The organism is Streptomyces sudanensis, from assembly GCF_023614315.1.
GTDB lineage: Bacteria > Actinomycetota > Actinomycetes > Streptomycetales > Streptomycetaceae > Streptomyces > Streptomyces sudanensis.
Genome location: NZ_CP095474.1, coordinates 2,980,650 through 2,991,540, shown reverse-complemented (window position 1 = coordinate 2,991,540; position 10,891 = coordinate 2,980,650). Strand labels below are relative to the sequence as shown.

At 71.0% G+C, this 10,891-nt stretch carries 11 protein-coding genes; 7 read left to right on the top strand and 4 right to left on the bottom strand.

Annotated features, from left to right (window positions below; genetic code table 11):
• Positions 1-148 precede the first annotated feature (148 nt).
• The gene (locus tag MW084_RS13895) at positions 149-850 is read right to left on the bottom strand and encodes a DUF5324 family protein (RefSeq protein WP_010467759.1); all 702 of its coding nucleotides are present in this window, start codon (positions 848-850) and stop codon (positions 149-151) included.
• Between the two features lie 193 nt (positions 851-1,043).
• Here MW084_RS13895 and MW084_RS13890 point away from each other — a divergent pair, with 193 nt between their 5' ends.
• Together MW084_RS13890 and MW084_RS13885 are read left to right on the top strand one after the other, a co-directional pair.
• The gene (locus tag MW084_RS13890; protein WP_010467757.1) at positions 1,044-1,571 is read left to right on the top strand and encodes a peptidylprolyl isomerase; all 528 of its coding nucleotides are present in this window, start codon (positions 1,044-1,046) and stop codon (positions 1,569-1,571) included.
• 120 nt (positions 1,572-1,691) lie between these two features.
• Entirely contained in the window at positions 1,692-2,570 is an 879-nt protein-coding gene (locus MW084_RS13885; RefSeq protein WP_010467755.1) for a rhomboid family intramembrane serine protease, read from the top strand.
• Positions 2,571-2,834: 264 nt separating this feature from the next.
• Here MW084_RS13885 and crgA read toward each other — a convergent pair whose 3' ends face one another.
• Complete coding sequence (gene crgA, locus MW084_RS13880; RefSeq protein ID WP_010467752.1) at positions 2,835-3,092, bottom strand: cell division protein CrgA; 258 nt, start codon at positions 3,090-3,092, stop codon at positions 2,835-2,837.
• 144 nt (positions 3,093-3,236) lie between these two features.
• Between crgA and MW084_RS13875 the strand changes: the two genes are divergently transcribed.
• The 5 genes from MW084_RS13875 to MW084_RS13850 all read left to right on the top strand — a co-directional run bounded on the left by MW084_RS13875 (position 3,237) and on the right by MW084_RS13850 (position 6,924).
• Positions 3,237-4,004: a DUF881 domain-containing protein gene (locus tag MW084_RS13875; RefSeq protein WP_010467750.1), complete on the top strand. Its 768-nt coding sequence runs from the start codon at positions 3,237-3,239 to the stop codon at positions 4,002-4,004.
• A gap of 91 nt (positions 4,005-4,095) precedes the next feature.
• A complete protein-coding gene (locus tag MW084_RS13870) occupies positions 4,096-4,257 on the top strand; it encodes a hypothetical protein (protein ID WP_010467747.1) in 162 nt (53 codons plus the stop codon).
• Positions 4,254-4,892 (top strand): aminodeoxychorismate/anthranilate synthase component II, encoded by a 639-nt coding sequence (locus MW084_RS13865; protein WP_010467745.1) that lies wholly within the window; start codon positions 4,254-4,256, stop codon positions 4,890-4,892. Before MW084_RS13870 ends, MW084_RS13865 begins: the two co-directional genes overlap by 4 nt.
• Before the next feature lie 574 nt (positions 4,893-5,466).
• The coding region (locus tag MW084_RS13855) for a class E sortase (RefSeq protein ID WP_275563615.1) at positions 5,467-6,223 on the top strand (757 nt) is incomplete at its 5' end.
• A gap of 23 nt (positions 6,224-6,246) precedes the next feature.
• Positions 6,247-6,924 (top strand): class E sortase, encoded by a 678-nt coding sequence (locus MW084_RS13850; RefSeq protein ID WP_010467740.1) that lies wholly within the window; start codon positions 6,247-6,249, stop codon positions 6,922-6,924.
• A gap of 256 nt (positions 6,925-7,180) precedes the next feature.
• Here MW084_RS13850 and pknB read toward each other — a convergent pair whose 3' ends face one another.
• Complete coding sequence (gene pknB, locus MW084_RS13845) at positions 7,181-9,244, bottom strand: Stk1 family PASTA domain-containing Ser/Thr kinase (RefSeq protein ID WP_275563614.1); 2,064 nt, start codon at positions 9,242-9,244, stop codon at positions 7,181-7,183.
• 144 nt (positions 9,245-9,388) lie between these two features.
• Positions 9,389-10,849, bottom strand: a complete 1,461-nt coding sequence (locus MW084_RS13840) for a peptidoglycan D,D-transpeptidase FtsI family protein (RefSeq protein WP_010472880.1) — start codon at positions 10,847-10,849, stop codon at positions 9,389-9,391.
• Positions 10,850-10,891: the final 42 nt, after the last annotated feature.

Genomic DNA, 10,891 nt, shown 5'->3' with positions numbered 1-10,891 from the left:
GTGCGCGGGTCCGTGCCCGGCGGGCGGTCCGCCCGCTCGGCGCCGGGCACGCCGCGGCGGCCGCACCCGTGGGTACGGCCGCCGCGCGCTGACCGCGGACCCGCTCGGGTCCCGCGCCGGGCGTGGGCCGATCGGGCACCGGACGGTGTCAGCGGAGCCCTTCGTCGTCCTCCGGCCCCTCCGGCTTCTCCGCCTCGACGGTCTCGGACGCCCCCGGCGTCCCGGCCGTCTCGGCACTCGCGGTGGACGGCCCGCTGCCGTCGACCGACATGAGGGTGGCCCCCTCGGAGACCTCGGTGGGCGGCTCGGTCAGCCAGTCCCGGTCGGCCTGGCCCTCCCACCACTTCCACGCCGCCACGGCGCCGCCGAGGGCCACGCCCACGACGGCGACCCCCTTCATCGTCCGCCGGTTGCGGGCGCGGCGCTCCTGCCGGCGGACCAGCTTCCTGACCTCCTCCGCCGTCACCTGGCCGCGCAGGGCGGCGAGGGCGGCGATCGAACGGGACACGGCCTCCTCGCGGGCGGGGCCGGCCGCGGCCCTGACCTGCTCCAGGCGGGGCGCGGTGTAGGAAGCGGCCTGGCGCGCGGCCCTCCGGGTGTGGTGCGCCGCGCGGTGCGCGACCGCGTCCAGCTTCGGCGGTACGTGCGGCGCGACGTACACGCCGTACTGGAGGCGCGCCTGCCGGGCGGCTTCGGAGACCATCGGCGCCATCTTGAGGCGCGCCTCGCGCGCGTAGAGCGTGGCCTGCTCCCGGGCCGCGCCGGCGTAGGGCGCCACCACGTCCGCGGCGTGCAGCACGCTCTCCCTGGCCGAATCGGTGGCGGCGCGCACGCTGTCCATGCGGGTCACGGGATCCTCCTCCTCGGTGGCGGTTGGATACCTCACCTTTCCGCCGTTTTGGAAATCATGCCCCGGTGGCTCGATGTCGGCATGCGATGCGGGCATCCGGGGCATTCACGTGCGACCCTCCCCGCTTTTGCGGGCCGCCACAGCTTCCGTGCGAGGATCGGACGCGTAAGAGGAGACCTAAGGAAGGCACATCGTGGCCGAGCAGCTTTACGCCACCCTGAAGACGAACCACGGCGACATCGAGGTCCGGCTCTTCCCGGACCACGCGCCGGTCACGGTCCGGAACTTCGTCGAGCTCGCCCGGGGGGAACGCGAGTGGACGAACCCGGCGACGGGCCAGAAGACCACCGCTCCCCTGTACGACGGCACGGTCTTCCACCGCGTCATCAGCGGCTTCATGATCCAGGGCGGCGACCCGCTGGGCAACGGCACGGGCGGCCCGGGATACGAGTTCAAGGACGAGATCCACCCGGACCTGGCGTTCACCAAGCCGTACCTGCTGGCCATGGCCAACGCGGGGCCGGCCACCAACGGTTCGCAGTTCTTCATCACCGTCTCGCCGACCGCCTGGCTGACCGGCAAGCACACGATCTTCGGCGAGGTCACCGACGAGGCGAGCAAGAAGGTCGTCGACGCCATCGCCGGCACGCGGACGAACCCGCGCACGGACCGCCCGGTCCACGACGTGGTCATCGAGACCGTCGTGATCACGGCGCGCTGACGCACCGGGCGGCCCGCGGTCGCCCCGGCGGTCGCCCCGGTCCCTCCGGGAACCTTTCCGCCCCGCTCGTCCGTAGGGATGGGCGGGGCGCCGGCCCGTGTACGACGACGAGGGGATCCCATGGAGCACGATCAGGCGGCGAGCGGGCTGCCGAGCTGCTACCGCCACCCCGGGGTGGGGACCGGCATCCGCTGCACGCGCTGCGAGCGGCCGGTCTGCCCCGACTGCATGGTCGAGGCGTCGGTCGGGTTCCAGTGCCCCGAGTGCGTGCGGAGCGGATCGGGCACGGGCCACCGGCCCGACGCCGCCCGCCCGCGGAACATCGCGGGCGGCGCCGTCTCCGGCGGCGATCCGCAGCTGGTCACCAAGGTCCTGATCGGGCTCAACCTGCTGGTGTTCCTGGGCGGCGTGCTCCTGCCGACCCTCGTCGACGAGCTGACGCTGGTCGGCCTCGCCTTCGACCCGGACCTGGTCCGGAACGTCGGGGTGGCCGACGGGGAGTGGTACCGGATCCTGACGTCGGTGTTCCTGCACCAGGAGGTGTGGCACATCGGCTTCAACATGCTCGGCCTGTGGATGCTGGGCGGTCCGCTGGAGGCGGCCCTCGGCCGGGTCCGGTACCTCGCGCTGTACCTGCTCTCCGGCCTCGCGGGCAGCGCGCTCACCTATGTGCTCGTGGCGCCGAACCAGCCGTCGCTGGGCGCGTCGGGGGCGGTCTTCGGGCTGATGGGCGCGACGTTCGTGCTGCTCCGCCGGCTCAGGTACGACCCGCGGCCGGTGCTGGGCCTGATCGCGCTGAACGTGCTGATCACGTTCGTCTTCCGGGACACCATCGCCTGGCAGGCCCACCTCGGCGGCCTGGTCGCCGGGGCGGTCGTGGCGTACGGCATGGTCAGCGGCTCGCGCGGGAAGCGCGCGCTGCTGCAGTGGGGCGCCTGCGGGCTGGTGCTGGCCGCGACGCTCGCGGCAGCCGTCGTGAGGACGGCGGCACTCGGCTGAGGCCCGGCTTTCCCCAGGGTTGTCCACAGTGGGTGACGGTGCTGCTGCGGGGCGTCGGAAACACGGCCGCCCCTCGCCGCTGACCTGGATGTCTCCGAGGCGGCGAGGGGTCAGGACGGTGGATTCCGGTGGCGGACGGGGTGGGTGGAGATGCCCACACCATCAAAGTTATCCACAGATAATCTGAACTTTTCCACGGCTGTGCACAACGCTGTGGATAACCCGTACGGGTGCTTGACGGCGTATGGGGCCTGTGCTAGCCCGTCACTTCCACTGGGTGGAGACGGCGAAGCCGGCGGCGATGAAGCCGAAGCCGACCGCGACGTTCCAACTCCTCAGCGACTCCACGGGAAGCGTGCCGTCGGTGACGAAGAAGACCACGATCCAGGCCAGCCCGATCGCGAACAGCGCCAGCATGACCGGAGCGACCCAGCTGCGGTTGGTCAGCTTGATGGCGGTCGCCTGCTTCGTGGCGGGGGGCGGCGTGAAGTCGGCCTTCTTGCGGATACGTGACTTCGGCACGAGGAACTCTCCTGTCGGTGCGCTGCGCGACCGCGCGGAAACGGTGACTCTTGCGGGTACGGACCGGGAGCGAGGTGGCCCGTCTCCTTGCCCAGGCGTCCGTTAGCGTAGTGCTTCCGCGACGGCTAAGGAGATAAGGGTACGTTGAGCAATTCCGCCGACTCTCCCCCGGAGCCGGACCGGCACGGCCGGTGGCGGCCCGTGCGGCTGCTGACGGCCGCCGTCTTCGCGCTCGCGGGCCTGATCTTCGTCACCAGCTTCAACACCGCCAAGGGCACCAACATCCGCACGGACGACTCCCTGCTGAGGCTCTCCGACCTCATCCGGGAGCGCAGCGACAAGAACGCCGGGCTGGAGGAGTCCACGGCGGCCGTGCGCGACGAGGTCGACGGGCTGGCCCGCCGCGACGACGGCTCAAGCGACGGGGAGAAGGCCCGGCTCGGCGCCCTGGAGAAGGCCGCGGGCACCACGGAGGTCTCCGGCGACGGTCTGACGGTCACGCTCGACGACGCCCCGCCGGACGCCCGGGCGGCCCCCGGCTACCCGGAGCCGCAGGCCAACGACCTGGTCATCCACCAGCAGGACCTCCAGGCCGTCGTCAACGCCCTCTGGCAGGGCGGCGCCCGCGGCATCCAGGTCATGGACCAGCGCCTGATCTCCACCAGCGCCGTGCGCTGCGTCGGCAACACCCTGATCCTCCAGGGCCGCGTCTACTCCCCGCCCTACAAGGTCACGGCCGTCGGCGACACCGGACGCCTGCGCGAGGCCCTCGCCTCCTCCCCGGCGCTCCAGAACTACCAGCTCTACGTGAAGGCGTACGGGCTGGGCTGGAAGGTCGAGGAACGCGGGGCGACGACCCTGCCCGGCTACTCGGGCACGGTGGACCTGCGGTACGCGCGACCGGCCCCATAGCACGGAACGCCCCGGTTTTCCCCAGGGGCCCCGACGGGCGTGGAACGCCCCGTACTCTGGTGCGGTACCGAAGGAAGGGACGGCGGACGTCATGTACGGCTGGATCTGGCGGCATCTCCCGGGCAACACGTGGGTGCGGGGGCTGATCTCGCTCCTGCTCGTCCTCGGGGTCGTCTTCCTGCTCTTCCAGTACGTGTTCCCCTGGGCGGAGCCTCTGCTTCCGTTCAACGATGTGACGGTGGACGGTCAGTGAGCGCTCGCATCCTCGTCGTCGACAACTACGACAGCTTCGTCTTCAACCTGGTCCAGTACCTCTACCAGCTCGGCGCCGAGTGCGAGGTCGTCCGCAACGACCAGGTCGAGCCGCGGCACGCCCAGGACGGCTTCGACGGCGTCCTGCTCTCGCCGGGCCCCGGCACGCCCGAGGAGGCCGGCGTCTGCGTCGACATGGTCCGGCACTGCGCGGCGACGGGCGTCCCCGTCTTCGGCGTCTGCCTCGGCATGCAGTCGATGGCCGTGGCCTACGGCGGTGTCGTCGGCCGCGCACCGGAACTCCTCCACGGCAAGACCTCCCCCGTCGTCCACGGCGGCCGGGGCGTCTTCGCCGGTGTGCCGTCGCCGTTCACCGCGACCCGGTACCACTCGCTGGCCGCCGAACCGACCGCGCTGCCGGACGTCCTGGAGGTCACGGCGCGCACCGAGGACGGGATCGTCATGGGACTGCGGCACCGCGAGCACGCCGTGGAGGGCGTGCAGTTCCACCCCGAGTCGGTACTGACCGAGTACGGCCACCTGATGCTCGCCAACTGGCTGGAGCGGTGCGGAGACACCGGTGCGGTCGACCGCTCCGTGGGGCTCGCGCCGGTGGTGGGCAAGGCCGTCGCGTGACCCCCGTGCGCCCGGGGCACGACGCGGCCGGGAGCGGCTCGGAGGAGTCGCCCTGGTTCCGGGCCGCGGACCCGTCCCCGCAGCAGGAGGAGCCGGCGCCGGGAGCCGTACCGGAGACCCCGGAGCGGTGGCAGCCGTACCAGGCGTCCGGAGAGCCGTTCTGGACGGCCGACACGTACGGGGCGTACGGGGCGCACCCGGCCCAGGAGGCCCCGCACGCCCCCTACGGGGCGCACCCGGCCCAGGAGACCCCGCACGCCCCCTACGGGGCGCCGCCGCTCGGTGACACGGCTCCGAAACAAGCGGGGGAGCCGTACGGCGCTCCCCGGCCCCACGCACGGCCGCAGGGATACGACCGGCCCGGGCCGTACGGGCCCCGCACCCCGCACCGGGCGGGCCCGTCCGCCGAGGACGGCGCGACGGCGCCCCTCCCCGTCATCGACCCGGCCGCGTCCGCCGACCCCGGTGCCGGCCCTGCGGGCGGCCCCGTGCCGAGGGGCCCCGAGGAACCGCGTCCCGGGGGCCGGGCCGAACGCCGGCGTGCCGCGAAGGGCCGGGGCCGCCGCCGGACCNNCGCCCCGCCCCCGGCGGCCTCCCCGGCCGGCGCGCCCCTGTCCCGGGTCGAGGCGCGCCGCGCCGCCCGCGCGGCGAAGGAGGGCTTCGGCGTGATCGCCAGCCGCGTCATGGGCGAGATCTTCATCACCTTCGGCGCGATCATGCTGCTCTTCGTCGCGTACCAGCTGTGGTGGACCAACGTCCAGGCCGGCCTGGAGGTCGACCGGGCGAAGGACCGGATCGCGGAGGACTGGGCGAAGGGCGACTCCGCCGGAAAGCCGGGCGCCTTCGAGGCCGGCGAGGGCTTCGCGCTGCTCCACATCCCCAAGCTGGACGTCGTCGTACCGGTCGCCGAGGGCATCGACAAGCAGAAGGTCCTCGACAGGGGCATGGCCGGCCACTACGCCGAGGGCGCCCTGAAGACCGCCATGCCCTCCGACAAAGAGGGCAACTTCGCGGTCGCCGGGCACCGCAACACCCATGGCGAGCCGTTCCGGTACATCAACCGGCTGAGCCCCGGCGACCCCATCGTCGTCGAGACCCGCGAGGCGTACTACGTCTACGAGATGGCCAGCATCCTGCCGCAGACCCCGCCGTCGAACGTCTCGGTGCTCAAGCCCGTCCCCGACGGCTCGGGATTCACCGGTCCGGGCCGGTACATCACGCTGACCACGTGCACCCCGGAGTTCACCAGTACCTACCGCATGATCGTGTGGGGCAGGATGGTCGAAGAACGGCCGCGCGACAAGGGCGTACCGGACGCGCTCGCCGGCTGACACCTCAAGACGGGACAGATGTCGTGGTACGTGCGCGCAGCCGGGTCGCCGGTGTCATCAGCGTCTTCGGCGAACTGCTGATCACCGTGGGCCTGCTCATGGGGCTGTTCGTCGTCTACTCGCTGTGGTGGACGAACGTCCTGGCCGACCGCGAGGCGGACAAGCAGGGCGACGCGGTGCGCGACAGCTGGACCGGTACCGGCCCCGGAGCCCTCGACACCAGGGGCGGAATCGGCTTCCTCCACGTCCCGGCGATGGGCGGCGACGAGGTCCTGGTGAAGGAGGGCACCAGCCCTGACGTCCTCAACCACGGGGTGGCCGGGTACTACACCGACCCGATCAGGTCGGCCCTCCCGAAGGACAGGACCGGCAACTTCACGCTCGCCGCGCACCGCGACGGACACGGCGCGAAGTTCCACAACATCCACAAGCTGAAGACCGGCGACCCCATCGTCTTCGAGACGAAGGACACCTGGTACGTCTACGAGGTCTACCGGACCCTGCCGAAGACCTCGCGGTTCAACGTGGACGTCCTCCAGCCCGTCCCAAAGGAGTCCGGCAGGACGAGGCCGGGCCGGTACATCACGCTCACCACGTGCACGCCCATCCTGACCTCGGACTTCCGGTACATCGTCTGGGGCGAGCTGGTCCGTACGGAGAAGGTCGACCACGACCGGACCAAGCCGGCCGAACTGCGCTGAGCCCACCGCGGCGGCGAGGAGCCGGCGGACGGCCCCGCGAGGGCCCGCACGGGTCGCGGCGACTCCCCCGGCACGACGGAGGCCCCCAGGCACGACGACGCATCGGGCACGACGAGGCCCAGGTACGACGACGCATCGGACACGAGGAGGCCCGGGCACGACGGGACCCGTACACGACCGGCTCCGGGTATGACGGAGGCCCGGCACCTCTTCTCGGGTGCCGGGCCTCCGTCATGTGCTGCGGGCCGTGCCCCCGCTACGGCTCGGAGCGGAGGGCCGCACCGGTCACGCCGCCGAACCAGCCGGGGCCGTCGTCGCCCTCGCCGTCACCGCCGCCCGGACCGCCGCCCGGGCCGCCGCCGTTCCCGCCGTTCCCGCCGTTGGCGTTTCCGTCCAGACCCTGCGTCTTCACGGTGACCGGCGTGCCCGCGTCGACCTTCTTGCCCGGCTTCGGGTCCTGGTCGACGACGAAGACCATGTCGTTGTCGGGACCCTCGCCGACGACCAGCCGGAGGCCCCGCTGCGCGAGCACCTGCTTCGCCTGGCCCAGCAGGAGACCGGTGACCTGGGGCACGTCGACCTGCTGCTGCTTCGGTCCCTTCGACACCCTGAGCGTGATCGACGAACCCTCGGAGACCCGCTCGTCCGGCTTCGGGTTCTGGTCGACGACCTGGCCCGCCGGCTTGTCGGAGTCCACGTCCTCCCGCACCACCTGGAACTTCAACGTCTCCAGCTGCGCCTTCGCGTTGTCGAACTGGCTGTCGACGACCCTCGGGACGGACACCTTGCCCTTCACGGCGATGGTGATGGTGACCTCGGTGCCCTTCTCCTGCTCCGTGCCGCCCTCGGGGTCCTGCCTGATGACGGTGCCCTCGGTCTTCTCCGACTCCTCCGTCACGACCTTGACCTTGAAGTCCTCGTTCTCCAGGTTGGTCGTGGCCAGGTCCCTGGACTGCTCCAGGACGTTGGGCACCTTGACCTTCTCCGCGCCCTCCGACACCCAGACCTCGATGGTGCCGTTCTCCTGCATCTGCGCGGTGCCGTTGGCGACCGGCTGCTGGCGGCAGATCGTCCCCTTGGGCTGCTCGCAGCGCTCCCCGCCCATGTTGGAGACCTTGACGCCGGAACCGCCGGCCGTCTTCTCGGCCTCGGCGTACGTCTTGCCGACGAGGCTCGGGACGGTCACCTGGCGGATCACGTCCTCCTTGAAGACCGACTTCCCGATGAGGATGGCGCCGACGAGCACGAGCACGCCCGCGAGGACCAGCAGGATCGTCGAGGCGTTCGACTTCTTCTGCGGCTGGCGGCGGCGCCCGGAGCCCCGGTCGTCGTAGCCGTAGCCGCCGTCGTCCGGGTTCATCGGCGGCAGCATCGACGTCTGGGCGCCCGGGTCCGCCGGGTGCATGGCCGTCGTCTGCTGGTCCGGATGCGGGTAGCCGTAACCGCCGGCCGCGCCCATCGCGGCCGTCGCGGCGACCGGCTGGCCGTCCAGGCAGGCCTCGATGTCGGCGCGCATCTCGTCGGCCGACTGGTAACGGTAGTCCGGGTCCTTGACCAGCGCCTTCAGGACGATCGCGTCCATCTCCGGGGTGATCTCCGGATCGAAGACGCTCGGCGGCTGCGGCTCCTCCCGCACGTGCTGGTAGGCCACCGCGACCGGCGAGTCGCCGATGAACGGGGGGCGGACGGTCAGCAGCTCGTACAGCAGGCAGCCGGTGGAGTACAGGTCGGAACGGGCGTCGACGGTCTCGCCCTTCGCCTGCTCCGGGGAGAGGTACTGGGCGGTGCCGATCACGGCGGCGGTCTGCGTCATCGTCATGCCGGCGTCGCCCATCGCACGGGCGATCCCGAAGTCCATGACCTTGACCTGGCCGGTGCGCGTCAGCATGACGTTCGCCGGTTTGATGTCCCGGTGGACGATGCCCGCGCGGTGGGAGTACTCCAGGGCCTGGAGGATGCCGACCGTCATCTCCAGGGTGCGCTCGGGCAGCAACTTGCGCCCGGAGTGCAGCAGCTCACGCAGGGTGGAACCGTCGACGTACTCCATCACGATGTACGGGATGGACACGCCGTCGACGTAGTCCTCGCCGGTGTCGTACACGGCGACGATCGCCGGATGGTTGAGCGAGGCGGCCGACTGGGCCTCACGGCGGAACCGGGCCTGGAAGGACGGATCACGTGCCAGGTCGGCCCGCAGCGTCTTCACGGCGACGGTGCGGCCGAGCCGGGTGTCGTGGGCGAGGTAGACCTCGGCCATGCCACCACGGCCGAGCACCGAGCCCAGCTCGTACCGGCCGCCGAGGCGACGCGGCTCATCCATAACTGTTCCAGCCCTCTCCGTCAGTCCCGGCCGCAACCGTGTGTGTGGTCCGGCGGTGTGCTGTTCGCGCAAAGGCTACCGGCCACGGGGAGCCGGGCCGTCCGGTACCGGAAGCTGATACGGGACCGGTACACAGGGTCGCCGTCACCTCCGGCTGTCCAGCACCGCCTTCATCACGTCGCGGGCGATGGGCGCGGCGAGGCCGCCACCGCTGATGTCGTCGCGGACCGCGTCGGAGTCCTCCACGACCACGGCGACGGCCACCGGCGAGCCGCTGTCCGTCTTCGCGTACGAGATGAACCAGGCGTACGGGCGGGCCTTGTTCTTCTCGCCGTGCTGCGCCGTACCGGTCTTGCCGCCGACCGTGACGTTCTCGATGCGGGCCTTGGTGCCGGTGCCCTTCTCGACGACGTTCTCCATCATCTTCTGGACGAGCTGCGCGGTCTCCGCCGACATCGGCCGGCTCATCTCCTGGGGCTCGTTCTTCTCGATCACGTCGAGGTTCGGATCCACCAGGTGATCGACCATGTACGGCTTCATCAGCTTGCCGTCGTTGGCGATCGCGGCGGTGACCATGGCCATCTGGAGCGGAGTGGTCGCCGTGTTGAACTGGCCGATGGCGGAGAGGGCGTTGCCGCCGCGGTCCATCGTCTTGTCGTAGACGGAGGTGGCGGCGCGGACCGGGGTGTCGATCTCGGGGTTGTTGAAGCCGAACTTCTCCGCCATCTCGACCATCTTGTCGCGGCCGACCTCGTCACCGAGCTTCGCGAAGACCGAGTTGCAGGAGACCTCCATCGCGTAGTTCAGCGTGGCGTTCTCGCAGCCGCTCGCGTGGTTCTTCATCGGCACCGTGGAGAGCGGCAGCCGGTAGGGCTCCGGCGTGTCCGTCGGCGCGTCGATGTCCTTGATCTTGCCGTTCTCGATGGCGGCGGCGGCCGTGAGGACCTTGAACGTGGAGCCGGGCGGGTAGATCTCGCGCAACGCCCGGTTCAGCATCGGCTTGTCCTTGTCCTTCCCCAGCGCCACCCAGGCCTTCTCGTCCTTCCGGGAGTAGCCGGCGAAGGAGCTCGGGTCGTACGACGGGGTGGAGACCAGGGCGAGGATCTTGCCGGTCTGCGGGTCTATGGCCGCGACGGCGCCCTTCTTGTCCCCCAGGCCCTCGAAGGCCGCCTTCTGCGCGGCCGGGTTGAGGGTGGTGACGACGTTGCCGCCCCTCTTCTGCTCGCCCGTGAACATCGAGAGCGTGCGGTCGAAGAACAGGCGGTCGTCGTTGCCGGTCAGGATCGAGTCGTTCAGCTTCTCCAGCTGGTTCGAGCCGTACGCCTGCGAGGCGTACCCGGTGACCGGCGCCCACATGGGGCCGTCGACGTAGGTCCGCTTGTACTGGTAGAGCGGGTCCTTCGAGTCGACGGAACCGGTGACCGGCTTCCCTGCGACGATGATGTCGCCGCGGACGGAGGCGTACCGCTCGATCGTCACCCGCTTGTTGCTCGGGTGTGAGTTCAGCTCCTCGGCACGCATGAACTGGAGCCAGTTGTCCCGCACGAGCAGCGCGAGCACCAACAGGCCGCAGAAGATCGCGATATGGCGCAGGGGCTTGTTCACGGACGGACCACCTGGGTCATCTCGGCGTCGGGGTTGGGGGCG